The 24,843-nt window shown below is 58.7% G+C and carries 22 protein-coding genes and 1 tRNA gene; 15 read left to right on the forward strand and 8 right to left on the reverse strand.

Features of this window, described 5'->3' with window-relative positions; all coding sequences use genetic code 11:
• Positions 1–259: 259 nt before the first annotated feature.
• The gene (locus VG146_15615) at positions 260–919 is read right to left on the reverse strand and encodes a choice-of-anchor tandem repeat GloVer-containing protein (protein ID HEV2393781.1); all 660 of its coding nucleotides are present in this window, start codon (positions 917–919) and stop codon (positions 260–262) included.
• Positions 920–1,704: 785 nt separating this feature from the next.
• On the opposite strand from VG146_15615, the gene VG146_15620 reads away from it, so the two are divergent.
• Both VG146_15620 and VG146_15625 read left to right on the forward strand, forming a co-directional pair.
• Positions 1,705–2,919, forward strand: coding sequence for a glycosyltransferase (locus tag VG146_15620; GenBank protein HEV2393782.1), 1,215 nt, complete (start codon positions 1,705–1,707; stop codon positions 2,917–2,919).
• A gap of 45 nt (positions 2,920–2,964) precedes the next feature.
• Positions 2,965–3,438: a hypothetical protein gene (locus tag VG146_15625; protein HEV2393783.1), complete on the forward strand. Its 474-nt coding sequence runs from the start codon at positions 2,965–2,967 to the stop codon at positions 3,436–3,438.
• Between the two features lie 87 nt (positions 3,439–3,525).
• Here the strand turns inward: VG146_15625 and xylB are convergent, their stop codons facing one another.
• From xylB to zwf, 5 genes are all read right to left on the reverse strand, one after another.
• Positions 3,526–5,076, reverse strand: coding sequence for a xylulokinase (xylB, locus tag VG146_15630; protein HEV2393784.1), 1,551 nt, complete (start codon positions 5,074–5,076; stop codon positions 3,526–3,528).
• A gap of 72 nt (positions 5,077–5,148) precedes the next feature.
• Positions 5,149–6,150: a type I phosphomannose isomerase catalytic subunit gene (locus VG146_15635; protein ID HEV2393785.1), complete on the reverse strand. Its 1,002-nt coding sequence runs from the start codon at positions 6,148–6,150 to the stop codon at positions 5,149–5,151.
• Positions 6,151–6,173: 23 nt separating this feature from the next.
• Positions 6,174–7,175, reverse strand: coding sequence for an acetyl-CoA carboxylase carboxyltransferase subunit alpha (locus tag VG146_15640; GenBank protein HEV2393786.1), 1,002 nt, complete (start codon positions 7,173–7,175; stop codon positions 6,174–6,176).
• Between the two features lie 358 nt (positions 7,176–7,533).
• Entirely contained in the window at positions 7,534–8,262 is a 729-nt protein-coding gene (pgl, locus tag VG146_15645) for a 6-phosphogluconolactonase (protein ID HEV2393787.1), read from the reverse strand.
• Positions 8,263–8,272: 10 nt separating this feature from the next.
• On the reverse strand, positions 8,273–9,889 hold the full coding sequence (zwf, locus tag VG146_15650; GenBank protein ID HEV2393788.1) for a glucose-6-phosphate dehydrogenase: 1,617 nt from the start codon (positions 9,887–9,889) through the stop codon (positions 8,273–8,275).
• 128 nt (positions 9,890–10,017) lie between these two features.
• On the opposite strand from zwf, the gene VG146_15655 reads away from it, so the two are divergent.
• Together VG146_15655 and VG146_15660 are read left to right on the forward strand one after the other, a co-directional pair.
• Positions 10,018–10,093: transfer RNA gene (locus tag VG146_15655), tRNA-Ala, on the forward strand.
• Positions 10,094–10,416: 323 nt separating this feature from the next.
• Positions 10,417–12,117, forward strand: coding sequence for a sigma-70 family RNA polymerase sigma factor (locus VG146_15660; protein HEV2393789.1), 1,701 nt, complete (start codon positions 10,417–10,419; stop codon positions 12,115–12,117).
• Positions 12,118–12,308: 191 nt separating this feature from the next.
• Here the strand turns inward: VG146_15660 and VG146_15665 are convergent, their stop codons facing one another.
• A complete protein-coding gene (locus VG146_15665; GenBank protein ID HEV2393790.1) occupies positions 12,309–13,823 on the reverse strand; it encodes a hypothetical protein in 1,515 nt (504 codons plus the stop codon).
• A complete protein-coding gene (gene xseA / locus VG146_15670; protein HEV2393791.1) occupies positions 13,816–15,231 on the reverse strand; it encodes an exodeoxyribonuclease VII large subunit in 1,416 nt (471 codons plus the stop codon). The genes VG146_15665 and xseA overlap by 8 nt, the downstream gene beginning before the upstream one ends.
• Before the next feature lie 217 nt (positions 15,232–15,448).
• Here xseA and VG146_15675 point away from each other — a divergent pair, with 217 nt between their 5' ends.
• From VG146_15675 to VG146_15725, 11 genes are all read left to right on the forward strand, one after another.
• A complete protein-coding gene (locus VG146_15675) occupies positions 15,449–16,156 on the forward strand; it encodes a histidine kinase (GenBank protein HEV2393792.1) in 708 nt (235 codons plus the stop codon).
• Positions 16,146–17,303, forward strand: a complete 1,158-nt coding sequence (locus tag VG146_15680; protein ID HEV2393793.1) for a histidine kinase — start codon at positions 16,146–16,148, stop codon at positions 17,301–17,303. Before VG146_15675 ends, VG146_15680 begins: the two co-directional genes overlap by 11 nt.
• Before the next feature lie 36 nt (positions 17,304–17,339).
• Positions 17,340–18,017, forward strand: a complete 678-nt coding sequence (locus VG146_15685) for a response regulator transcription factor (GenBank protein HEV2393794.1) — start codon at positions 17,340–17,342, stop codon at positions 18,015–18,017.
• A 616-nt stretch (positions 18,018–18,633) separates the two neighbouring features.
• Entirely contained in the window at positions 18,634–19,149 is a 516-nt protein-coding gene (locus tag VG146_15690; GenBank protein ID HEV2393795.1) for a response regulator, read from the forward strand.
• A 142-nt stretch (positions 19,150–19,291) separates the two neighbouring features.
• Positions 19,292–19,516 (forward strand): hypothetical protein, encoded by a 225-nt coding sequence (locus VG146_15695; protein HEV2393796.1) that lies wholly within the window; start codon positions 19,292–19,294, stop codon positions 19,514–19,516.
• Positions 19,517–19,835: 319 nt separating this feature from the next.
• Positions 19,836–21,059, forward strand: a complete 1,224-nt coding sequence (locus tag VG146_15700; GenBank protein HEV2393797.1) for an ATP-binding protein — start codon at positions 19,836–19,838, stop codon at positions 21,057–21,059.
• 3 nt (positions 21,060–21,062) lie between these two features.
• Positions 21,063–21,620 carry a response regulator gene (locus tag VG146_15705; GenBank protein HEV2393798.1) on the forward strand — a complete coding sequence of 186 codons (558 nt, stop codon included), beginning with the start codon at positions 21,063–21,065 and terminating at the stop codon, positions 21,618–21,620.
• Positions 21,617–21,826, forward strand: coding sequence for a hypothetical protein (locus VG146_15710; GenBank protein HEV2393799.1), 210 nt, complete (start codon positions 21,617–21,619; stop codon positions 21,824–21,826). The genes VG146_15705 and VG146_15710 overlap by 4 nt, the downstream gene beginning before the upstream one ends.
• 38 nt (positions 21,827–21,864) lie before the next feature.
• On the forward strand, positions 21,865–22,653 hold the full coding sequence (locus VG146_15715; protein ID HEV2393800.1) for an ABC transporter permease: 789 nt from the start codon (positions 21,865–21,867) through the stop codon (positions 22,651–22,653).
• 28 nt (positions 22,654–22,681) lie between these two features.
• Positions 22,682–23,707, forward strand: coding sequence for an MlaD family protein (locus VG146_15720; GenBank protein HEV2393801.1), 1,026 nt, complete (start codon positions 22,682–22,684; stop codon positions 23,705–23,707).
• A 148-nt stretch (positions 23,708–23,855) separates the two neighbouring features.
• Positions 23,856–24,593: a response regulator transcription factor gene (locus VG146_15725; GenBank protein ID HEV2393802.1), complete on the forward strand. Its 738-nt coding sequence runs from the start codon at positions 23,856–23,858 to the stop codon at positions 24,591–24,593.
• Positions 24,594–24,843 lie beyond the last annotated feature (250 nt).

Consider the following 24,843-nt stretch of genomic DNA (forward strand, 5'->3'; position numbering starts at 1 on the left):
AGGACATCCTTCGCCAGATGCAACGGCTCAGCCGGGAAGAACTCTTCGAATCGTTACCCGGTCCCAAGCGCCGAAAGAAGCTCAGCAAAAAGGTCCTAGGACTGGTGTAAGAGGATTACCGGCTCCGAAGGTATTTTAAACTCACCCAGAGGACCGCTCCTGTGAGTTGGAAAGCTCTTGAAAGCAGCAAAACCGCCCAACACTGCGGAAAACTAAGGTCTGAACCTCGAATAACCTCCCATAAATTAGCGCCAAAATGTCAGCCATAAAAGGTGTCACCTGAGGAAATCAACCCTGCCTGTGGGTAGGCCCCACCGCTGTTGAAGATGCTGAACACGTATAGGTATCTGAAACCCGTTCCATCTTTGTTGATCTCGAAAACCGATCCAGGATCCGGCTGATAGCCAAAGCTCGGTGTCGCACCAAAACTGGTCCCGTATAGTGTGATACCCGACATGACCAACGGTGCCCGAGGACTCATTCCGCTGTCCAAAAAAGGAAAAAAATGCAGTGTCCGAAAGGCCATGCCATCTGTGTTTATAGCAAACACGCTGCCATAGCAACACTCTGTGGTCCCGAACAGGGTGTTGCCTGACGATATCAAACCGGCAAGAGGATTTGCGGAATTGGTGAAATAATGCAGAACTGTAAAGCCCGTGCCGTCTACGTTGACCTTAAAAACAGTACCGATCCCGGAAATGCCGCCTGATTGTGCAGTACCGTAGAGAGTGTTGCCCAAAGCGATTACACCAACAGGACGTGATCCATCGTTGTTAGTTGGAAATCCACAACAGGTGGATTGTGCCGTAAAATTATAAATCGTGGTCAGGGCTTGAGCCGGCAAGCAATCAACGAGAGTCAAAGCCGAGACGATCACGAGCAAGACAAAATGAAGGCGAATAGTTGACGGTTTTTCCACGGTTATTCTTGTTTCATTATAAGCTTAACGCATTAAACCGCAAAGGTGAACCTCGGTATTGAGATCACCCGCGCAGCGTACAAAACAATTCGCGTGCCAAAAAGCAATCTATCAGTTTCAATTTAATGCTCTGCCGAAGGGCTAAGAGATGTGGCGAGGCACTTATTTAGGTTGCAGGACGTGGGGGAGAAATCGCGGTAACTCGTCATCACCTGGCGGGTCTGTGCGGGCGTTGGGATACCTGCTGCCGGGGGGTGCGTCCTAATGCACGATTTGCTTCAGACTGGTTGGGCCTAGCGGGGCCTAGCGGCTAGCCCACTACTCGGAGGGTTTGGATGTAGAACTTGTAATCCCGCCCCTGGGTCGCCCCTCAGATGGAAAGGAGGAAACGACCCCATCGAAACGGCTGGCCCTTTCCAAGACAGTGGGGTGTTTCCATGAGAAGCAAGCTTCTGGCGCTGGCGCTGATTCCGCTTTCTTTCAGCATAGCGGGATTCGCACCTGGCCCACGGTCCAGGCCTACGGCTACGCGCCGTGACATCGGGGAGGACGCCAATGCCTGCTGGGGTTTTTTCCGCATGTTGCCAGGAACACATTGAAGACACAACTCGGCCTGCTCTCGTTCCTTCGCGGCTCAAAAAAATTCTTTAGGCGAGGCGAGGTTTTGGGTTATCCGTTGCGGATTGCGGCGCCTTGCGCAAAGGCATATTTTCGCACTGTGAAATCGCTGCGTCACGTTTACCCGCGCCGGAAGCTCCGTCGCGCGGCCTCACGCGACGAGTCTTATGACCCCAGCCACAACTGAATTGCCTTCCTTTCCGCCGTTAGCTCCTGTTCCTGGTTTGCGGAGCCTCGAAGGTGCACGGCTGGTTCATGTGACCCAGTCCGTCTCCCGGCTGGCCGGCGGTCTCTTCGAGAGCGTTCGGCATTTATCGCAAAGCGTCCAGGACGCGACCGGGGCGGACCTGACCGTTCTGGGCCTTGAAGACGAACGCGCCGGGCACGACGTGCCCTGCTGGGCTCCTTTGCGCGTTCGCACCCAGGCGGTCATTGGCCCAGGAAGGTTTGGCTATGCGCCCGGCCTGTCTCGCGCCCTGAAAGAAAACCACCCTGTGCTGGTCCATTTGCATGGGCTTTGGAAATATCCGGCAGTGGCGGTTTGGCGCTGGGCCCGCCGGACCCGCCGGCCTTACATCGTTTCGCCTCACGGGATGCTCGAACCATGGGCCCTGACACAATCCCTATTGGCAAAGCGCCTGGCTGCCATGCTCTATCAACGCGCTTGCTTGCGAGCCGCAACCTGCCTGCGCGCCACCTCGAACATGGAAGCCGATGGCATTCGGCGTGGCGGCTACTCCAACCGGATTGCGCTCGTGCCGAATGGGGTTGAAGTGCCCGAGCGCCTTCCAGCGCGCACCGCGCGCAGCAGGCGCAATCGGCGGCTCCTGTTCCTCTCGCGCATTCATCCTAAAAAAGGATTGCTGAACTTGGTCAAGGCCTGGCACGCCGCCGGCCCGAGCGATTGGGAACTGGTCATCGCCGGACCCGATGAAGGTGGACATCTGGCCGAGGTGAAGGCGGCGGCGCAGGCGCGCGGGTTGGGGCAACGGGTCATCTTTTGCGGCGAAGTCTGGGGGCGCGATAAGGTAAAGCTCTATTGCGAATCAGACCTGTTCGTGCTGCCGTCGTTGAGTGAGAATTTTGGGCTCGTGGTGCCCGAGGCGCTGAGCTGCGAACTCCCGGTCATCACGACCCAGGCAACTCCCTGGCAGGAACTCGAACGCCACCAATGCGGTTGGTGGATCGGCACGGGAGTAGCGCCGCTGGCCCAGGCGCTCAAGACGGCGTGCGCTTTGCCGGACGCTGCCTTGTACGAGATGGGGCGCCGCGGCAGGGAACTGGTCGCCGCCAAATATACTTGGGGGCCTATCGGCATCCAGATGGCGCAGGTCTATGAATGGATGCTGGGCCTGGGCGAAAGGCCAGAGTGTGTGGTGTGAATTGCTCGCAAATACGGATACAAAGCGAGGAACGCGCTATAATCCATGAGCCGCAAAGTCCTACCGTGGCTAACGATCCCGGCGGCAATCGTCCTCCTGCTCGGTGGTTGTTGGTGGGCAGCCAAGGGGAGATACGAACACGCCCGGGCCGCATGGAAGACGGAAACGCTAGGCCGCCTAGCCGGATTATCGATCACGAATGAGGAGATCAGCAAAGAACTCGACGGGCTTAAAGGCCTTACTCCCTGGACGAGCGACAATGTTGTCCGAATGACCAACGGCGAGTTCATTATTTACGCGTTTTGGCACGGCGCCAACAGTGGATTTGTGCACCATTTGTTTCTTGGGCATGCCTCTGATGGGCGATGGCTCTACAGCTCCTACCATTTCTGCAACAGCATGGTCGCGGTTTCTTCCGACGATCCTCCCGGCTCGATTGGCGAGTTTGAGCAGCGATATTCGGTGCGCGAGTTCGACGGCAAATCAGACGAGTGCCTACAGGCAACCTGGCCAAACTAACAATAACGCACTATGACTGATCGCCGCCATCCTCCTCGTCCTCGTCCTCGATTCTCCAGGGGTTTCGAGGACGACGGGAGAGCCGCTCTAAGTGATATCCCTTCCAGGCAATCCGCGCAGCATCAACCGGCGATGCTTGCTAAACGCGCCCCTCAAAGCCAGCGAAAGGTCATCTTGCAGCTCCTGCATCTGCCGATACACCTCCGCGTCTTTTGGACAAGGTTCCGCTGTTTCGGCTGAGTTCAGTTCAACAAATTGATGGGTAATCTCGCTGATCGAGACCTTCTCGCCCTGTTGCCGGCGCCAGCACCAGAGGGCCTGCAACGCCGCCCCATAGGCAGCCCCTTCGCTCACTTTCAAGGTGACCACTTCCGTGTTGAAAATATCCGCCATAATCTGGCGCCAGACCTTGGACTTTGCGCCGCCTCCCGTGGCGCGGATTTGGACCGGCTTGACCCCTAATTCCGCCAAGCGCCGCAAGCCATAATTCATTCCCAGCGTGACGCCTTCCATTGCGGCTCGGGCAAAATGGCCTGCCTCAAAAGTCTTTTGAGTCACACCGAACCAGACGCCTGTGCCGTCCGGCACATTGGGAGTCCGTTCCCCTTCAAAATAGGGGAGCAACATAAGCCCGTTAGAACCGGGGGCCACGCGCGCCGCCTCCGCCGCGAATTTCTCGTGCGACCACCCGAAATCGTCGCGCGCCATCTCCGTGGCCACCGTGACGTTCATGGTGCAGAGCAAGGGCAGCCAGCGGTTGGTCGAGTCGCAGAAGGCGGCGATCTCGCCTTGGGGATCGACGATGGGTTTTTCGGCGCAGGCGAAAATGGTGCCGCTGGTGCCGAAGCTCGCGGTAATAACCCCGGCACGGGTGTTGCCCGTTCCGATGGCGCCCATCATGTTATCGCCTCCGCCGGCGCTGACCAGCACGCCCGGGTTTAAATCCAGCAGCTTGGCCGTCGCTGAGTGCAGGACTCCCGCCGGCTGGTCGCTGCCGATGAGCGGCGGCAGCTTGCCCGCAAGGTCCGGGTCGATAGCCTCCAACGCCGTATCGGACCATTTACGCTTGCGCACGTCGAGCAGCGCCGTGCCGCTGGCGTCGCCGTACTCCATCACCCGCTCGCCGGTCAGCCAGAAATTCAAGTAATCATGCGGCAACAGCACCGTAGCAAGCCGCTGATAATTCTTGGGTTCATGCTTCTTGAGCCAGAGAATCTTCGATGCGGTGAATCCAGGCAGGACGGCATTGCCCAGCGCGCGTACCGTCTTTTTGAGGCCGCCGAGCCGTTCCATGATTTCGTCGCACTCGGCGGCAGTGGAAGTGTCGCACCACAGTTTGGCTGGCCGGATGACTTCGCCGTTGCGGTCAAGCGGCACGAAGCCGTGCTGCTGACCGCTAACGCCGATGGCCTTGACCTCGGCGGCGACCGCTTTGGCCTGGCGCAACGCGCGGCGAATCCCGCTGGCGGTCGCCTCGCGCCAGGTGTGCGGGTGCTGTTCCTTGGCCCCGGGCGGCAGGTCTGGCAATAGCTCGTATTCCTGCGCCGCCGCTGCCAGGACCTTGCCGTCGCGCGCATCGACGACGAGGACCTTGGTGGATTGTGTGCCGCTGTCAATGCCCAGCAAGAGTGTTCTCATGAAGAAGTCGAGCAGAGAATGAACGCATCGGTTCGCATTGTCCACTCTGGAAATGAGCCTCAGAACACCGTCTCACTCCTTTTGCACGGGATCAGGAAGTCTGAGCTGCACAAGGAGAAAACTGGCAGGACGCTCTGTTGAAATCGAGGCCTGGGCCAAGCAGGCGGGGATGAGGACGAATTGGCCCGGAAGCAGCACATTCAAATGGGTGGCGCGCAGTTCGAGTTGGCCGCTAATAACGCCCAGGATTTGCATTCGATGCGGCTGGAGGCTGAAAGTTGCGAGCGGACCGATGCGATAGCGTTGCACCACAAAAAGCGGGTCGTTCACGAGGGTCTGCGACCGAATCTCAGTGCCGGGGCTTATGGGGCGGAACTCGTTGCTGACAAGGCCCGGCTCGAAATCCTGGAAATCAATGCTCTCGAGTGATTCGCGCAAGTGAAGCGGGCGCGGCTTGCCGTCGAGCCCCGCCCGGTTCCAATCGAACACGCGGTAGGTCGTGTCCGAGTTTTGCTGGATTTCAAAGATAACGAGACCGGCGCCGATGGCATGAACCCTGCCACTGGGCAAGAACATCGCGTCGCCCGCTTGAACGGGGATACGGTGGAAACAATCTGCCACCGAGCCATCGCGCAGTTTCTGTTCGAATCCCGCGCGGGTCACTCGCTGTTTGAGCCCTGCATAAAGCTCGGCGCCGGGCTCGGCATGGGCGATATACCACATTTCGGTTTTGGGCTCGCCACCCAACTGCGCTGCCTTGGCCGGCGGCGGGTGGACCTGGAGCGAGAGTTTTTCCCTCGCATCGAGGATTTTGATAAGGAGCGGAAAACGCGCCTCAGGAGGGGTTGAATGTCCAAGCAATTCGCTGGAATGCTGTTCGAGCAGCCAACGCAGGTCTTTGCCTGCCAACGGGCCATTGGCGATGACGCTGACGTCGCCGGGCCGATCACTGACTTCCCAGGATTCACCGATGGGCGCCGAAGGGGGGAGCCCTTTGCCGTAAAGGCGCTCCAACTCGCGTCCGCCCCATACCCGCTGCTTAAAGATTGGGTGAAAGGTAAAGGGATATAACATTCCAATCCCGCGAATGAAGTGGGTTATTGGGTTGGGGTGTCGGCGCCGTTTAGCGCTGCCGGTTTCTTTTCGTTGAAATGACCGAAACTTCGGAATTTGGCGTATCGTTGCTTGAGCCGTTCTGCGGCAGACAGCGCCAGGAGTTGTTCCAGGTGCCGCAGAAGGACGCCCTTCAAGGTCTCAGTAGTGCGGTCGTGGTCGGTGTGGGCGCCGCCAAGCGGCTCGGGGACCACCTCGTCCACCAGACCCAATTCCAGCAGGTGTTTGGCGGTTATCTTGAGAGCCTCGGCGGCCTTAGGAGCGGCCGAGCGGTCCTTCCAGAGAATCGCGGCGCACCCTTCAGGGCTGATGACCGAGTAATAGGCGTTTTCCAGGATGAGCACGCGATCGGCGACACCGATGCCCAGGGCGCCGCCAGAGCCCCCTTCCCCGATGACTGCGGCAATGATGGGCACTTGGAGCAGCATCATTTCACGCAAGTTCACCGCGATGGCCTCAGCGATGTGGCGTTCCTCAGCGCCGATGCCCGGATAGGCGCCGGCTGTATCAATCAATGTGATGATCGGCAGTCCAAATTTATCCGCCAACCGCATTAAACGCAGGGCCTTACGATAGCCCTCCGGATGCGCAGACCCGAAGTTGCGCAGGATATTTTCCTTGGTGTCACGCCCTTTTTGCGTGCCGATGACCACCAGTTTGTGCGGCCCCAGCGACGCAAATCCCCCCACCACCGCGCGGTCTTCGGCGAAAAGCCGGTCGCCATGCAGTTCATTGAAATCAGTAAACGCGGACTGGAAATAATCCAGGGAAAACGGTCGCTTGGGATGGCGTGCGATCTTGATCCGGTCCCAGGCGCTGAGATTCAAAAAAATCTGCCGCTTGGTTTCTTCGAGTTTCTTTTCGATTAACGCCACCTCCTCATCCACGCTCAGGTCGAGGGAGTGGGTTTCGGGATGTTTCTTCAATTCGTCGAGCTTGGTTTGCAATTCTGCAATCGGCTTTTCGAAATCGAGGTGATGTTTCATCGTCCCGAAAGTTAGTGCAAGGGCGGGGATGTCAAAAGCAAAAAACAAAGAGCCGGATTTGCATCCGGCTCTCAGTGGTGACGAGGTTTATACGCCTTCACCCAGGCGCTCAGAAGGGTAATGCGGCCAACTATTTGCTCGCTGTTCGAACCGCATTACAAGCAAAACCTCTATACTAACCCTAAACGAACAGCGAAATCTGCTTCGCAACTGCTATAATAGATGCAATAGCGACGCTACTTGTTCAAAAAATCTTCTCTTTTTCAAAGATGCTCGTGGCCGTCACAAAAACACTGCTCTGGCCGCCCCGGCCAGGGAAGAGCTTCATGGTTACTCATTCCATTGAAGCGCCGCCGCGTCAAGTTGGAATGGCCAGGTCAGTAAAAACTCGTGTGTGGGAGCGCATAGCCAGCACACGGGCCAAGGGTGTGCGGCGAGTTTGCGCAAGTGATTCGCGCAATGCCTCTTCCTTTCCTTCACCGGATGCCAGAAGCCACACCTGGCGCGCGGCAGCCAGAGCGGGGTAGCCGAGGGTAATTCGACGGGGCGGCGGTTTAGGTGTTACCACGGGGCGAAACACAGCGGGGCTGAGGGCGAGGTCTTCGGGTTCACCTGGAAACAACGAGCAGACATGGCCTTCTGGACCCATGCCCAGGAAGACCAGGTCGATGACCGGCTGGCCATTGGCGGCGCGCTGGGCCTTCGAGCAGAGCTCGGCCTCGGCTTGGGCTGCTGCCAACTCGGGTTGGTCCTCACCGCGAATCCGATGGATTTGGGCCTCTGGAATTCTCAGAGGCTGCAAAAAACATTGGCGCGCCATTCCGAAATTGCTTTCCGGGTCGTCCGGCGGCACGCAACGTTCGTCACCCCAAAAGAAATGAACAGAACGGAAGATTTTATCTGCGCTTGCCTTCCCAAGCTCTGATGCGCGTTGCAGGAAGCGAGCCGCAATGCGCCCGCCGGAAAGAGCCACCAGATAAGGCCCCGGCTGGGTGGCGGCCCGCCCAAGCTCATCGAGCCACGCGGCAGCGGCTGCCTGGGCCAGGCTCTCGGGATTGGGATGCTTGAGGAGGTCGAAATGGCTCATCACAGTGAAATCAGGAGCGTGGCACAGGGCTATCTTCGGCGATTCTCGCGGCAGGCCCTTTGCCGGTCAGCACTGCCGGTTCGCGCCAGGCATGGCCCGATTGGGCGAGCAGGTCATCGGCCGCGACCGGCCCCCAGGTGCCGGCTGAATAAAACTCGCGATTGGTCAGCGGCTTGGCATCCCAGGCCTGGCGGATGGAATCCACGATTTGCCACGCGGTCTCCACCTCGTCGCGCCTGATGAACAGAGTGGCATCGCCCGCCATGGCCTCCAGCAGGAGCCGTTCGTAGGCCTCGGGCGTGTAGGCGCCAAATTCGCTGTCGTAACTGAAATGCATGCGCACGGGACGGACAGCCAGGCTGGTGCCAGGCACCTTTCCGTTGAAACGGAGTGTAATGCCCTCGTTGGGTTGCAAACGCAGCGTCAGAGAGTTGGAGTCAAGTTGTTGGCCGCACTCTGCGGCAAACAGGACGTGAGGCGTGGGGCGGAACTGCACGCGCACTTCACTGGCGCTGAGCGGGAGACACTTGCCGGTGCGCAGGAAAAAGGGAACACCCGACCAGCGCCAATTATCGATGAACAATTCAAGCCCTACATAGGTTTCCACATTCGAATCGGGTTTTACCTTCGGCTCCTGCCGATAGCCGACCCGCAGTTCGCTATCGACTTTGCCGGCAAAGTACTGGCCGCGAACGACCTGGCGCGCCACCTCTTGGGGTGTCAGGCGCCGGATGGATTTGAGCAGCTTGACTTTTTCATCCCGGATGCACTCGGCTTCGAGTGAAACCGGCGGCTCCATGGCGACCAGCGAAAGGACCTGCAGCAGATGGTTCTGAACCATATCGCGCAACGCCCCGGCTTCTTCGTAATAGCCTCCGCGCTGCCCCACGCCCAATTCCTCGCTGACGGTGATCTGCACATGATCAATCGAGTCCCGATTCCAGAGCCGCTCGAAAGTCGCGTTCGAAAAGCGAAACATCAGGATGTTCTGGACGGTCTCCTTGCCCAGATAATGGTCGATGCGAAAGACCTGCTGTTCGCTGGCATAGCGGGTCAGTTCCCGGTTGAGCTGGCGGGCCGTTTCCAGGTCATGGCCGAAGGGTTTCTCGACCACAATCCGTTGCCAGCCCCGGCCGTTGGCATCATTTTTTTGCAAAAGCCCCGCCTGATGGAGCTGTTCGATAACCGACCCAAACTGGCTGGGCAAGGTTGCGAGATAAAACAGCAGGTTCTTGCGCAACGGTTCGCTGCCCAGGGCAGTGAGTTGCTGTTCGAGCCGTTGATAGGCCCCTGGGTCAGTCAGGTCGCCCCGGCAATAGGAGATGTGCTGTGAGAATTGTTCCCACACGTTGTTATCGACGGGTTTGGTGCGGGAGAACTGGTCCAAGGCCTGGCGCAGTTCCTGGCGCCAGGATGCGTCGGTTTTCTCCCGCCGCGCAAATCCGATGATGCGGAAATCCGGCGGCATTTGATTGTCGATGAAAAGGTGGTAGAGGGCCGGGACCAGTTTGCGCGCGGTCAAATCGCCGCTGGCCCCGAAGATGACGATGGAACAGGGGGCCAGTGCTTTGCGGACCTCGCCCAACCGGCACGTACCGATTTCATCGAGTGTTACGGATTGATTCACGAGCGAACATCGCTGAGGTGATGCCTAAATTCAACCGTCCTTTCTATGCGGTCCGCGGTCCGTAGGCTGCAGTTCTTTGCGCTTGCGGGCGGTCTTTATTGTTCCATAATAATTCCCATTAACGTGATGGGGTCGTAGCTCAGTTGGTAGAGCGTCTCGTTCGCAATGAGAAGGTCGCAGGTTCGATTCCTGTCGGCTCCACCATATTGAATTTCGTTCGGATTTGGTCGCTGCGCGTTGCGCAGCGGCGGTGGTTTCAGCCGAGAAATTCCAGGGTTTTTTGAAGGAAACGGCTAGCGTCTGAGAGCGAACAAGGCGGTTCAATCCGACTTTTTGGAGAAATGACTTCATTTCCAATCAGTTGTCGCAAGAAACCCATTTTCTGGCCTGATTTACCTGCAAAACGAGGTTTTTGAGGGGTTCAACCCGCGGCGGCATAGGCCGCAGGCTGGGCGGTGCGCAAATCTGGTTCGAGAAAAAGCACCTTTCCCTGTCCGATTTCTGACCCGGTGGCTAACATGCAATGAGTGACGGATCGGACCGACAGCCTATTGCTGAAAGCCTACGTCGAACGCAGGCTTGAGGCCGCGTTCAACGAACTGGTCCACCGCCATGTGGACCTTGTCTATTCAGCCGCCATTCGAATGGTTCGTGATCCGCATCTTGCCGAAGACGTGACCCAAGGCGCATTCATCGCGCTGGCCAGGCAAGCTTCCGAACTGGTGGAGCGGGCGACTTTGGCGGGGTGGCTGCACCGGACCGCGCAAAACATCGCCGCCCAGACCGTCCGCGCCATCGAACGCCGTCGGGCGCGCGAACAGGAGGCCTTTGCCATGAGCGAACCGATTTCAACTTCAGCGGATGCCGGGTGGGAGCAGATCGAACCGCACCTGGATGCCGCGCTGGGCGAATTGACTGACGCTGACCGCGATGCCGTGGTGCTGCGCTATTTTCATAAGAAATCCGCCGCCGAAATCGCCACCATTCTCGGGGTGAGCGACGATGCCGCGCAAAAACGGGTGAGCCGTGCAGTGGAAAAACTGCGCGAGATTTTCGCGAAGAACAAAATCACCATGGGCGCGGGCAGTCTGGGAATTTTGATTTCCGCGAATGCCGTGCACGCTGCCCCGGTGGGACTGGCTGCGAAAATCTTAGCCGCAACTTCCGCAATAACCGTTACCGCCGGAATCGCCATGCTCCAAAAGCTTTTTATCGCTGGATTTGCCGCGGTCGCGATTGGCGCCGGCATTTACTCGTTTCATTTGCAAAAGCAAGTCGCCGCGTTACAGGAACAACAAACATCGCAGAACCAGCAAATTGCGCAAATGAGCCAGGAACGCGACGACGCAAAAAGTCAATTGGCGGCGGCACAACGGGAAAATGAGCAGCAACAAAACAATCGGGATGAACTCTTGCGATTGCGCGGCGAAACCGCCGTTTTGCGGCGGCAACTGGACGAAGCGACTAAACAACATCGCGCGCTGCCGGCCGTAGTTGTGGCAATGAACACCAATTCGTCCGTGCCGCAAATCGAGATGGAAGCCAGATTCATGACGGTGCCGAACGACGTATCTGCCGGTTGGTATGACTCGACCAGTCCCAGTGTTCTTACCAGCGAAAGCTTCTTAACCGGGCTAAAGCAATTACGCTCACGCGATGATGTTGAAGGTCTCGCTGAGCAGAGAGTCGTGACCCTGAGCGGACGCCAGGTTCAAATCGGGACAACACAAACCATTTCTGTCGTGACCAATTTTTGCCTTAAGGAAACAAATGGCACTTGCAGCATCGTTCCTCAAGCAGGGCCTATCGAGTGTGGTCCGGTTCTCGACGCGGTGCCGACAGTCTTGTCCGACGGTTATACAGTCAGATTACCGGTCATCACTTCGGTGACCGAATTCTTAGGTTACGCCCCATCTGCGAACACGACGCCAGCTTATAATTCAGCGGGGCAGGAATTTGATATCCCGACAGTCTCACCTCAATTTCGCGTGCAGCAAACAACGAATTCAGTGAATATGCTGGACGGCCAAACGCTGGTTTTTAGATTGAATGATGATCAAATGCCTGCGGCCGCCGCGCTTGCGGAACTGGATGGCAGCAAATCAAACTCTCTTAATCGGCACACGCTCGTGTTCGTCACCGCAACCATCATTGACCCTGCAGGTAATCGGGTGCACGCGGATGCCGGAAGCTATACAAATATTCCGCCGCAAACAGTCAGCCAGTGACGTTTGTTTGCTGACCAAGACCGAGCCCTTCTACGGACGGCCTCCCCGATACCGCCCGCCCGATCAACTGATGGCATTACTGCAAAGCCTCTGATAATGCCGAGTCGAAAAAATAAGAAAGGGGGTGATCCCTCAGTGTTTTGAAGAGTCACCCAAGGCAAGACCCACTTTTTCCTGGGACGACCTTGTTGCTAGCTCTGCCTTACCGCCTGCCCGGCGGCAGAGAGATTGGCGAGTCGCATTTCGGAATATTTGCGCGAGAGAATGATCCCCTGCGCCCCTGCCTTGAGCGCGGCTGAGACTGCCGCATAAGTGTCTTCGGGTGAAGCTTTGCGGCTGTTTTTTCCTGTCGGAATTCCGATATCGATGCCTGGGAGCACTTTGCATTTGCCTTTCACTCCATCCAAGGCCCGCCTGGTCTCTCGCGCGACATAATCGGGGGAAAGACCGGCCTGGGGCAACTCCTTCAAACCGGCCTCATTGGCATAATTCAACAAATGATTGTTGAAGCGCAAAAGCTCTTCCTGCGGCACATCACGAAAGACCGTCGCGCCGACGTTCCGGATGAAGTGGGCATAGCGCTCACCACCGCAATTGTTATAGACAACCACCTTCAAGAAATCGGCTTTCTGGGCCAGCTCGTCGTAGCGACGCGTTGCGCGGAAGATCGGATTAAACGAGTTGACATGCTCGATGTGAAAGCCCGCCTCCAGGGCGGGATTCACCCGTTTTACAGCCGCCCGCACATCCGCCACGACCTGGTGCTTGCTGATATCGAATAGCCTGTCCCAGGCCAGGATTTCAGGATTCTCGACCAGCACCCGCCAGAACTCGACGAAGTAGCCATCGCTTGGCCGCTGGCCGGTCAGGGCCTGCTGCACGAATTCGTCCAGCTTTCTATAACCCTGGCGGGCGCGCTCGATGTCGATGCCGCGCGCCTGGGCCGCCAGCCGATGATGCTCGCAGAAACAGGTCACGCGGCCAGAAGCGATGCTTTGCGCATGGCTTGCTCCCAGGGCATTGAGCAGCGGACCATTGCGTTCGTTGAAAAACAAAACCCCGTCCACCGGATATGACCGGCAATAATCGGTCGCCAGGTCCACCCAGAAATTGCGCACATTCGGATTGAAAAGGCATTGCGAACCGGTTTTGTGCCCGTTGAGATCGACCTCGGCGACCTCTTCAAAGCCAGGGACCGACGGGCGCCAGGCGTCTTCACAAGAGCAAAACACTTTCATCCCGCGCTCCTTCGCTTTGGGGAGCACCGCTCGCAGAATATCGAGGTTGCCGAAGTCCGGCGCGCGGGTCTGTTTCAGAACGGTGTCCTTATAGAACTCGGGGTGCGGGGTGGCGTAATTGCCTCCATGAAAGAAGCGTTCATCGGAATCCTGCACGCCGTGGTCGGGGAAAGGCTGGCCTGGTATCTGGCGGCCAGCCAGACCGCGGCCATAAGTAAAGGCTCCCAAAAAGATCGTGTTCACCGCCCCCTGTTCCTGAAAGATGTCCAGCACCCGCTCGACGCCCTCATCCACAAAAGAAACCGCCCCGGCCTGAATGCCGATCATTTTTTGTCCAGTGTTTCCTCCCGTCTCCGGCGCCCCTTCAGCCAGGGCGGCCGCATTCAAGGCCGCCCCCAGTGAAACCGCCGTCGTCGTTTTCAAAAAGTCCCTCCGCGAAACTCCCAGGCCACTCGCTTCATCATTCATAACTCTTCCTCCTTCGTTCCTCATCATTCGTGTCCACTCTGCTCACAATCTCTCCCTGTGCCAGCCTTGTCCTCAAGGTCTGTCCCTGGCGCGCCTCGGCGGCGGCCCGCAGCACCCTTCCTGAAGCCGTATCCATGGTAATCGAATAGCCGCGCGCCAAAACTTGTTCCGGTCCCAGCAGGCGGAGGCGTATTTGCAGTGCATCCAACCGTTGTTGGGTCTCGCGGAGCCTGTGGCGGACCTGTTCGCGCAGGCGTTGGCCGGCCTGGTCCAACACCTCGCGCCGTTGTTTGAGCACAAAAGCGGGACGCAATCGCCCCAGGCGGTCAGAAAGATTCCGCCATGCCAGCCGCTGGCGCCTGACGCCCTGTTGCGCGCAACGGCTCAGAGTCGTCTGCAGGTCATCCAGCCGCTGCAGCCACTCGTTGAACCGGCGGCGTGGGTGCAGACGACCCAGCCGCAGCCCGGCCTGGTTCAGCACGTATTGCTTATCAGCCATTTGTTGCCTGGCCAATTGGCCGAGGCGGGCGGTTGCCTCGGAAACAAACTGGCAACTCGAAAAGACACCTTCGGTCAGAACCTCGGCTGCAGCGCTGGGGGTGGCGGCGCGGACATCGGCGACAAAATCGCTGATGGTGAAGTCGATTTCATGGCCGACTGCGGAAACCACCGGCAGCGCCGACTCAAAAATTGCGCGGGCTACCCTTTCCTCGTTAAAGGCCCACAAATCTTCCAGGCTCCCCCCGCCGCGGGTCACCAATATCAAATCGAGGCCGCCCTGCTGCCGCTTATGGAAATCATTCAGCAAGCGAATCGCGGCGGCTATTTCCAGGGCTGCCCCGTCCCCTTGAACACGGCAGGGGGCCAAAATGAGTTCGAGCCCGGGGTTGCGCCGTTTGACCACGTGCAACACGTCCCGAATCGCCGCGCCGGTGGGTGAGGTGACCAAACCGATTCGCTGTGGAAAGCGAGGCAGAGGCCGCTTCCGTTCCGTCGCAAACAGGCCCTCTGCTTTTAATTTCAGCTTGAGCTTTTCAAAAGCGGCCTGGAGGGCGCCTAACCCCTGCAACTCAACCGTGGTGACGCGCAACTGATATTGTCCACGGAGTTCATAAACGGTGATGTCGCCGCCCAAAACCACCTTGCGCCCATCCTGCAACAAGGCGCTATCGACCTGCAATTCCCCGCGAAACAACACACAGCTCAACTGCGCCCCGGCATCTTTCAAGGTGAAATAGATATGGCCGGAACCTTGGACGCGCAGATTTGTAATCTCGCCGGTCACCCAAATCAACCCGACATGCTTTTCCAGCACGCGCCGAATTTCCCAGGTCAACTCGGTCACCGAGAGCACCTTGCGGGTCTGTTCGACTGGGAACAGCTCGCCAAAATCCCATTGTGATTTCATCGGCCCGGCCATCAACCCCCTATTAAACAGAAACCCTCCACGCTTTCAATCTCTTGCCGTACAGGGCTTACGGTGAAAGAAAGGTCCTAAGTGTATCGGGGACATCCCCGATTAGACAGTTTGGAGCAAAGGGTAGATGTTGGAGTGGTTCGCTGGGCCGACGGGGCCGACAGTAACCACAGGCCGCCCTAAATGGCAGGGCGAGTTCGGACAGAAAATGAAACCCAAAGTGAACGCATTATCGAGTCGATATGCAGCAGCGTTGAAGAAGCACCTGAGGCAAAAGCCGCGGGCAGGGCTGAAAACGGCGCGGGGACTGGGCTGCCGGGCGGCGTCGATGGGGCTGGAGACACTGGACGTGGCGAGGATTCACGAGCGCGCCCTGGAGAAACTGGAGGCAGGCAGCAGCAGGGATGGGGTACTCGAACGGGCGGGGGAATTCTTTGCGGAGACGATCACGCCAATCGAGGAGACGCATCGCGCGGCGCTCAAAGCCAGCGCCCGGTTGAAGCGACTGAGCAAGGCGCTCGACCGGCGCACCCTGGCACTGGCTGGCGCCAACCGGCTATTGAAACTGGGGATCGCCCGGCGCCGGTCCGCGGAGGAAGCGCTCAAGAAAAGCGGGAAGTACTATCGAACCCTGCTGGAGGAATCGCTGGCGCTGCAAAAGCATCTGCAGCACCTCACCCACCAGATTCTGTCGGCGCAGGAGCATAAGCGAAAGCAGATTAGTCACGATTTGCAGGATGAAATCGCCCAGACGCTGTTGGGAATCAATGTGCGCCTATTGACGGTGAAAGAGGCGGCCGGCCACAACGCCAAGCAGCTCCAAGAGGAGATTGCCCGCACGGGGCGGTTGGTGGATCGGTCGGTAAGAACCATAGAGCGGTTCACCAGTGAATACGGGAGATGCCATGAATCGTAAGCTAGGTCAGCTTTCAAGGCAATACTGGACGGCGTTGCGGAAACATCTCAAGCAAGGTCCGCGGGCGAGCTTGCAGCCGGCGCAGAACTTGGGACGCCGAGCTATTAACCTGGAACTGGAGACGCTGGACCTGGTCAGGATTCACGAGCGGACGTTGCTGCAATTGGTGGCGCCGAGCGATTCGCCGGCGAGCCGGGGGGCAGTCGTGCGCCGAGCCGGTAATTTTTTTGCGGCGGCCATCACTCCGATCGAGGAGCTTCATCGGACGGCGATCGAGACCAATCAGCGCCTGGAGCAACTGACCCAGGCGTTATGCCAGCGCAGTATGGACCTGGCCGCCTCCAACCAGCGGTTGAAGGCGGAAACCGAGCAGCGGCGGCTGGCGGAGGAGTCGCTCAAGAAAAGCGAGCAACACTATGGGCGGTTGTTGGAGCATTCGCGGAACATGCAAGAACAATTGCGGCTGTTGTCCCGGCAGCTCCTCTCGGCGCAGGAGGAAGAGCGCAAGAAGATCAGCCGGGAGCTGCATGATGTGATCGCCCAGACCTTGACGAGTATCAATGTGCGCCTGGCGGCTTTAAGGAAAGAGGCCACGCTCAACACCAAAGGCATCGAACGAAGCATCGAGCTGACGCAACAATTGGTGGAGCGCTCGGTGAAGATCGTGCACCGTTTTGCCCGCGAATTGCGCCCGACGGTGTTGGACGACCTGGGCCTGATTCCGGCCCTGCATTCGTATCTGAAGAACTTCCGGGCCGAGACGGGTATCCGGGTCACGTTGTCGGCGCTGGCGGCGGCGGAGAAAGTGAACGGAGACAAACGCACGGCGCTCTTTCGCGTGGCCCAGGAAGCGCTCGCCAATGTCTCACGCCACGCCCATGCCACGCAGGCAGAGGTGAAGTTCCAGATCCTGGACGGCACTCTTTGCATGCAAATAATGGACAATGGCAAAGGCTTTCTGCAGGAATGCGTAGTGCGTGGCAATAAGAGCAAACGATTGGGGCTGCTAGGCATGAAAGAACGATTGGAAATGGTGGGCGGCAATTTCGTTGTCACGTCCGCCCTCGGCAAAGGCACCACCATCCTTGCACAAATTCCACTAAAGGATCGGAATCGGCCCCCCCCCCGGGGGGGGAGGAGAAGCTGAGCTGACTCAATCAATTAATAGAACACTTTGACTTATATGAATCAGATTACCGTCCTGTTGGCTGAAGACCACCGTGTGGTCCGAGAAGGTTTCCGGTCGTTATTGGAACACGAAAGCGATATTCAAGTCGTGGGCGAAGCGGCCACGGGCCGCGAGGCCGTGCAACTGACCCGAAAATTGAAGCCAGCGGTGGTCGTAATGGACATCGCGATGCCGCTGCTCAACGGATTGGAAGCGACCCGGCAGATCCGCAAAAACTTTCCCGAGACGAAAGTGCTCATTCTGTCCGCCCACAGCGATAGCGCGTATGTCGAGCAGGTGGCCACGTTAGGAGCGGCGGGGTTTTTGCTCAAACAGACCTCGTCAGACGTTCTGGCCAAAGCCATTCGCGAAGTCCAAAAAGGAAACACGTTTTTCAGTCCGGTGGTCGCCAAACGGGTCAACGGTGGGGAAGGCAGCTACCGCGATCGCGCGGGACAATCCAAGCGGAGAACCAACCGCCTGAGCTCGCGCGAGGTCGAGGTGCTCCAATTAATCGCTGAGGGCAAACCGAATAAGCAGGTCGCCGCCGAGCTGGGGGTGAGCTTCAAAACCGTGGACAAGCATCGGCAGAATCTCATGACCAAGCTCAACATCCACGACGTCGCGGGCCTCACCCGTTACGCCATCGCCGAGGGGATCATCGAGAGCAGTGTTCGGCTAACTATTACTTAGCCAGCTTCGTCCTGCGCCGGCTCGATGGGGCTGCCGCTAGTCCGCACGGACGCGGATATTCCCCTCAGATTCAGGAAAGCCGCGATATTCCGAGTGCTCTCGATGTTCCCCATGATCAAGGAACTGGCGTTCTAAGCTGAAAGTAGCGCTGAGGGTCGGTGAACATGTTGGTTAGCGGACTCGACGCGCCGGTAACCGGAACATAGGGCCCCAGAACATTCGTTGCAGTGACCAGTTGGTAATCACCACTCCAGGAAAGCATCACGCTCTCGGAAGCCAAGGCGGAGAGGCATGGCGGGAACGATTTCCCCGGTTCCCAGCATTCGCGCCGGATAACGCAACTTTGCCAACCGTGCCGCGGGCGGAAATGATCGTTGTGCCGACTGGCAAAACCTGGGTTGAGGAGTTATCAACGCCCAACCACTTTTTTGAGTCGGTGACATGGTTTGTCACCTCGGTGACACACTTTGTCACCCCATACAGGGTGAAGTGAAAAACGCAATCGAAACCAAAAAAACCAACGCCAAATGGGGCTCGCTCGCCCGGAGGATTGAATGCCTGAAGGAGAATACCCCACGGTGAATACCCCACCTGACGCGGAGGTTTCTGCAGTGTTATGGTAGTAGTTGTGACAGGCAACAACACCTTGAACGCCGGAGAACCACTCGCAACACAAACCCGACGCCAGGCCACTGGCCGGATTCGCATCCTGGTGGTCGATGATGACGCGACCCTTCTCCTGTGGAGCGCCACGGTGCTGGGCGACTCCGGCTACCAGGTGGACACGGCCGAAGATGGCGACGGCGGCTGGGAAGCGCTGCATGCCAGGAACTACGATCTGCTGATCACCGACAACAACATGCCGAAGGTTTCGGGCGTGGAGCTGGTCAAGCGGCTGCGTGGCGAAGCCTGGGCCATTCCGGTCATTCTGGTGTCCGGAGAGATGCCGAGGGATGAGCTGAAGCGGAATCCGTGGCTGCACCTGGCGGGGACGCTGGAGAAGCCTTTTTCCCGCAAGGAGCTATTGGAAGCGGTGAAGGAGGTCTTGGGTCAAAGCGCCAATGTCCGCGAGTATATCAAGCCGCGGCCCGTCCGGGAAAGCGGGCGGGCAGTCGAATCCTTGCAGCGGTGATGGTTCGCACCTGAACACTGCCACCGCACCGGCAGCGGGACGCTGCCGGAACTCGCAGGCGTGAACGCCTGCGTTACGTAGCGCAGCGTCCCGGCTGCGAGTTCGAGGGGCGTCTGCGCCTCCTTGATACTCTCAGTGAGCATTGTCAATAGCCAATGGCGGGGAAGAGTTCAAAAAAACGCCCATCGGGGGAATCCCCGATGCGGGGTGTGACGGTTACGTGATGAAAATAGAGACGGGCAATGGCGAGCATTACGATTTCATAGAGGCACCTGGTACAATGGCCGAGCGGATCGCTGCAATTTGTTATGCAGAACATTTATGCCGCTGCGGCATCCTCTTCCGCCAAGGAAACTGGGGCAACTGAGCGAACACCGCACCCTGCTGCGGCTGCCTGCAACCACGCTCGTTCCTGACTCGCCGAAGCAAGCCCTGCGACCGGTTCAGCCCGGTCGCAGGGTTAATTTTAACCCGGCCCCGCGCCGGGCGCTGGCAGCCCGGTCATCCGGTTTCGCGGGCTCCCTTCACGCGAGCCCTTCCCGATAAATCCCGCGGTCCGCTATGGAGTATTCATGCTCCAATGCAAGTATGGACCCTTCCTGGTTATGTGGGGGGAATCCCCCAAGGTTTTCCCCATAATACCCCAGTCCATGCAAATGGTCTATTGTCAACGCATGACCGCAAACATGAAATTAAGCCCAAGGCTGTCTGGAAGAGCCGAAACGAGCCGGGCAGGGGTGGCAGGCGGCGTCACCGAGGTTTGGGGCTCGCGAGCGTCCATGCGAGCCTCGGAGATTCGTTACCGGCGGTTGTTCGAGGCGGCCCGCGACGGGATACTTATCCTGGACCCAAACACGGGAAAAATTACCGACGCCAATCCGTTCATGACCGAGTTATTGGGCTACCCCCACGCCGAATTGCTCGGCAAAGAGCTCTGGGAAATCGGGTTGCTGAAGGATGAAAGCGCCAGCAGGGCCGCATTTCAAGAATTGCGGAGCAACCACTTTATTCGCTACGAAGATTTGCCGCTCCAAAATAAAGCGGGCCAGCATCATGAGGTGGAGTTCATCAGCAACCTTTACGACGAGGACGGCCAGGAAGTCATCCAATGCAATATCCGTGACATCACGGAGCGCAAGCGGGCCGAGCGTGAGTTGCGGGCGGCCAAAGATGTCATCAGCCAGCACGCCAGCCAACTCGAAGGACTGGTCGATGAGCGCACCTCGGAGCTGCGTGAAACGGTGAGCGAACTGGAAGCTTTTTCCTACAGCGTGTCGCACGACATGCGGGCGCCGCTGCGAGCGATGCAGGGCTATGCGAACGTAATCAGCGAGGAGTACACGGACAAGGCTCTGGACGGCAGGGCGGCGGATTACCTTCAGCGCATCTCCCGGGCTGCCCTGCGGCTGGACCACCTGATCCAGGATGTGTTGAGCTACACCAAAGTGCTGCGCGCTGAGGCGCCGATCACGCGGGTGGATTTGGATAGACTCATGCGTGACATCATCGAGACCCAGCCGTCGCAATCCGGAGCCGAGATACGGATCGAAGCGGCCCTGCCGCCGGTCTTGGGCAACGAAGCCTTATTGACTCAGTGCATTTCGAACCTGTTGAGCAATGCGCTGAAATTTGTCTCGCAGGGAACCCTCCCGCGTGTCCGGATTCGGGCTGAGGCGGTGCAGGCGGGGGTCCGCGTGTGGTTCGAGGACAATGGCATCGGCATCGCCCAGCGGGACCATGGCCGGATTTTCCGAATGTTCGAGCGCATCCACCCGGCCTCGCAATACGAAGGCACGGGCATTGGGTTGACGATTGTGCGCAAAGCCATTGAGCGCATGGGGGCGCGGGTCGGTTTCGACTCTGAGTTAGGCAAAGGCAGTCAATTTTGGATTCAATTAACGAAAGGCTAAGAGATGATTACCAAACCAATCCTTCTGGTGGAAGACGACGAAAACGATGTGTTTTTCTTTCAACGGGCGATGAGCAAGGCGGGCATGACAAATCCCCTCCAGGTGGCCGGGGATGGCCAGGAGGCCATTGACTATCTGCGCGGGGCGGGCAAGTTCGCCGACCGATCGAGATTCCCGCTGCCAGAGCTGATCCTGCTCGATTTGAAGCTGCCCTTCGTGATGGGGTTGGATGTCCTGAGATGGATCCGCGAGCAGTCCGAATTGGTCCCCATCGTGATCATCCTCAGTTCTTCCCGGGAGGAGGAGGACATCGCGGCGGCTTATAAACTGGGCGCCAACGCCTATTTGGTGAAACCGGTTGAAGTCAACAAACTGGGCGAAATGGCCAAGGCCATTAACGATTTCTGGCTGGCGCAAAACACCCCTTCGCGCCTCGCTCGGAGGCGCCGAAGGTGGGAGAGTGCGGCAGACCGGCCCGCCGAGGGGCTTGGCGCGCGCGCGTGCCTGGCAACAACCAACTTCCTGGCGGGGGTGCCTTCAGAGATACGGAGCGATCTATGAATTCCATCCGAGTGTTGCTGAGCATCAAGACGGTGGAAAAGCATCGGCAGAGCCTCATGGTTAAGCTGAATATCCATAAGACCGCGGTCTTGACCCGCTACGCGGTTTCCAGCGGAGTTGTTGAAGTTAACCGCGCGCCCATTTGGCTGGCAAGCCGAGGGCTGGCCCATGAGCCGGTGAGTGAAAAGAGACTCGCCAGGATGTGACCGCGAATCCGCGAACATCCCATTAGGACGAGACATTCATGAGCGGCCTTGCCAAATTGGGGAAGGTAGTTTGGGCACAGGGGGATGAATTGAGGCATGCGGCGGCGGTGATCGGAACTGTGCTGTGCCTCTGTGTTCAACCGCGGTACTGGGCGCGCAGAGCGCGGAACCTTTTCGCACGGCAGGTTCTGGAGGCCGGGGTCGAACCGGCCGGCTTTGTCTGCGCAGTAGCGGCGTTTGTCGGAATGTCGGTTGTGGTCCAGCTCGCCTTCTGGACTGGCGAAGCGGGGCAGTCACAACTGCTCGGGCCGCTGCTGGTGGCGGTCGTGGCCCGCGAACTTGGCCCGCTGCTGACGAACGTGGTGGTGATCGTGCGCAGCAGCAGCCCGATGGCGACAGAACTCGGGGTCTTGAAAATCAACGGAGAGCTTCGTGTCCTGCAAAGGGAGGGAAACGATCCCTTCGAATACCTCGTGATGCCGCGCGTGCTGGGTCTGGCTGTGTCCACACTGTGCCTGACGATTCTTTTTATCCTGGTGGCGCTTGCCAGCGGGTATTTGTTCGGGGCCTGGCTGGGCACGGGCAGCCGGGACGTGTGGTTTTTCACCAACAGCGTGCTCAAGGCGCTGCATCCCCAGGACATCGCGGGCATCGTGGCCAAGAGCATCCTTCCGGCCCTGTTTACCAGCGCCTCCTGTTGCATCGGCGGGCTGGGCGTCGGCGGGCCGGTTACGGACATCCCGCGCGCTACGCAGCGCGCGCTGACTCGGTCCGTCGCCGGACTGTTTGTCATTTCGGCGGTTGTGTCGTTGCTGAGTTACCTCTAGCCGTGAACAAACCGATTTGCATCCTGAGGTGCGACGAGCTGACCGCCGAGGCAACCCAGCCATCGTGATGGAAGAGCGCTTCAAATTCCGGCACGTTCACGCGATCACGGGCACTTTCGTGCTCGTCGTGCTCGCAGTCCTCATCGCCGCGCTGGTGCTGGCGGGCCGCAGCCAGCGCTGGTTCATCGGCAATGTCACCCTGCGGATTGTTTTGCCCGAGGAAGGCGCCGCGGGCATCCGGGAAGGCTCGGAGGTCTATTTCCTGGGCACCCTCATGGGGACCGTTTCCGATGTCAGCGCCAACCCCGCCGGACGCATGGAGGCAGAGGTGAACATTCGCCGGGACTTCTTCCGGTTCGTGCGCGCCGACTCCTCCGCTGTCGTCAAAAGAAAGTTCGGCCTGGTGGGAGATGCCTACTTCGAGATCACGCGCGGTCATGGCCAGCCGTTGCCGGAGAAAAATGCCAGCATTATCTGTACCCAGCAGCTTCCCAGCGCGCTGGAATCCGCGGTCGAGGAAATCCGCCAAGAGGCGGTGCCCGCGTTGAAGAAACTGAGGGCGGGCCTTGAAACGTGGAGCGGATTGGGCTCGAACCTGATTACTTCGCGCGAGCGGCTCGACCAGCTCATCGGACGCATGGACAGCATCGCTGCCGGGCTCCAGCAGGGCAAAGGCACGGCGGGCAGGCTTCTGAGCGATCCCGCGGCCGCAGAGGAGTTGAAGACCCTCCTCGGCAAAGCCAGCCGGTCGGTGGACGAAATGCAGCTTACGCTGACCAATCTGCAGGCGGCGAGCGGCGACCTGCGGGTTGCCAGCACCAATCTGCCGGCGATCAGCGCGGCCGTTGGCCACGAGGCTGGACAACTTCCCGGGCTGGCTTTGCAGACGCAGATTTCGATGCGCGAATTGGAACGGTTGGTTGAAGCGATGCAACGGCACTGGCTCCTGCGCAAGTACGTGAATTGGACCAATCCGCCGCCCCTGCGGCCCTTGCCATCGAGCGCGGAAGCGCCGGTGAGGGGGTTGGGTTCACCCAAGGCTTCAAACAGGTGAGTGCGCGGAGCGCCGCGGCTTTCCCTGCCTTGTATGGGGCGAATCCCCTAAGGTTATCCCCATAATACCCCATACCGCCTTGCCGGTCTATTTTCACGACATGACCGTAAGCACAGGAATAAGCCCACCGCTGCAGCCGGAGCGATCTATGAAACCCATCAAAGTGTTGCTGGTTGACGACCACGCCATTGTTCGAGCGGGACTCAGGGCCCTGCTGGAGGCGGCAGGAGATATGGAGGTGGCCGGCGAAGCGGAAAATGGCCAGCAGGCCGTGAGCGAGGCCGAAAGGCTTTGGCCAGATGTGGTCCTGCTGGACTTGGCCATGCCCCTGTTGAACGGAGTAGGAGCCGCGCGAAAGATTGCGCGCAGGGTCCCCACAGCCAAGGTGCTCATCCTTTCGAGTTATAGTGACGCGCAACACCTGCGCGAGGCCATTGAGGCAGGGGTTGCCGGTTATTTGATGAAAGAATCCGCCGGGGATAATTTGTTGGAATCCATCCGCGAGGCGCGCGATGGAGGCGCCCCCTTTAGCCCCCCGCTCCTCGTCCGTCTCTCAAAAGAATATTGGGAAGCGCGCCGTGATAGCCGCCGCCCGGTTAACGGAACCCCGACCTTGTCCAGGCGTCAAGAGGAGGTCCTCCAATTGGTCGCCGAAGGCTTTGCCAACAAACAAATAGCCGGCTTGCTGCGCGTAAGTGTAAAAACGGTCGAGAAACATCGGCAGAGCATCATGACCAAGCTGAGCATCCACAAGACTGCCATGCTGACCCGTTACGCCGTTTCCAGCGGAATGGTTGAGACCAGCCTCGCGCCCATTTGGCCAGTCGGCTCAGGCCCAGCCCGCCCACAGGTGAGGAGAGAAGCCGAGCCGGTGATAAGCGAATAAATCAAGCACACATCGGAAGAAGAGATATTGTGGCGAACTTCAAAGACAGCCACGGAATCCCGCGCCCGGCAAATTCCATGAGCAGCAGGGGCCTACTGGTCCTCTTGCGAAATGAGCTTTGGAAAAGCCAGGCGGAGGAAAAGCGAAGGGCGGCAGACGCCGGTGGAGAAAGCGACGAGGGGTCTCGCCGATCAATCGATAGCAACCAGCGAACCCGAAAGCGGTCTCGGAGACATCTCAAAAAGGCTCC

Source organism: Verrucomicrobiia bacterium (assembly GCA_035946615.1).
Taxonomy (GTDB): Bacteria; Verrucomicrobiota; Verrucomicrobiia; order Limisphaerales; family UBA8199; genus DASYZB01.

What these genes read in the sequence shown, in the direction of transcription:
- VG146_15685 (HEV2393794.1), top strand. Translation starts at nt 17,340, where the DNA reads ATGAATCAGATTACCGTCCTGTTGGCTGAAGACCACCGTGTGGTCCGA.
- VG146_15705 (HEV2393798.1), top strand. Translation starts at nt 21,063, where the DNA reads ATGATTACCAAACCAATCCTTCTGGTGGAAGACGACGAAAACGATGTG.
- VG146_15700 (HEV2393797.1), top strand. Translation starts at nt 19,836, where the DNA reads ATGAAATTAAGCCCAAGGCTGTCTGGAAGAGCCGAAACGAGCCGGGCA.
- VG146_15665 (HEV2393790.1), bottom strand. Translation starts at nt 13,823, where the DNA reads ATGAATGATGAAGCGAGTGGCCTGGGAGTTTCGCGGAGGGACTTTTTG.
- xylB (HEV2393784.1), bottom strand. Translation starts at nt 5,076, where the DNA reads ATGAGAACACTCTTGCTGGGCATTGACAGCGGCACACAATCCACCAAG.
- VG146_15690 (HEV2393795.1), top strand. Translation starts at nt 18,634, where the DNA reads ATGGTAGTAGTTGTGACAGGCAACAACACCTTGAACGCCGGAGAACCA.
- VG146_15635 (HEV2393785.1), bottom strand. Translation starts at nt 6,150, where the DNA reads ATGTTATATCCCTTTACCTTTCACCCAATCTTTAAGCAGCGGGTATGG.
- pgl (HEV2393787.1), bottom strand. Translation starts at nt 8,262, where the DNA reads ATGAGCCATTTCGACCTCCTCAAGCATCCCAATCCCGAGAGCCTGGCC.
- VG146_15625 (HEV2393783.1), top strand. Translation starts at nt 2,965, where the DNA reads ATGAGCCGCAAAGTCCTACCGTGGCTAACGATCCCGGCGGCAATCGTC.
- VG146_15640 (HEV2393786.1), bottom strand. Translation starts at nt 7,175, where the DNA reads ATGAAACATCACCTCGATTTCGAAAAGCCGATTGCAGAATTGCAAACC.
- VG146_15710 (HEV2393799.1), top strand. Translation starts at nt 21,617, where the DNA reads ATGAATTCCATCCGAGTGTTGCTGAGCATCAAGACGGTGGAAAAGCAT.
- VG146_15725 (HEV2393802.1), top strand. Translation starts at nt 23,856, where the DNA reads ATGAAACCCATCAAAGTGTTGCTGGTTGACGACCACGCCATTGTTCGA.
- VG146_15620 (HEV2393782.1), top strand. Translation starts at nt 1,705, where the DNA reads ATGACCCCAGCCACAACTGAATTGCCTTCCTTTCCGCCGTTAGCTCCT.
- VG146_15675 (HEV2393792.1), top strand. Translation starts at nt 15,449, where the DNA reads ATGAAACCCAAAGTGAACGCATTATCGAGTCGATATGCAGCAGCGTTG.
- xseA (HEV2393791.1), bottom strand. Translation starts at nt 15,231, where the DNA reads ATGAAATCACAATGGGATTTTGGCGAGCTGTTCCCAGTCGAACAGACC.
- VG146_15715 (HEV2393800.1), top strand. Translation starts at nt 21,865, where the DNA reads ATGAGCGGCCTTGCCAAATTGGGGAAGGTAGTTTGGGCACAGGGGGAT.
- VG146_15680 (HEV2393793.1), top strand. Translation starts at nt 16,146, where the DNA reads ATGAATCGTAAGCTAGGTCAGCTTTCAAGGCAATACTGGACGGCGTTG.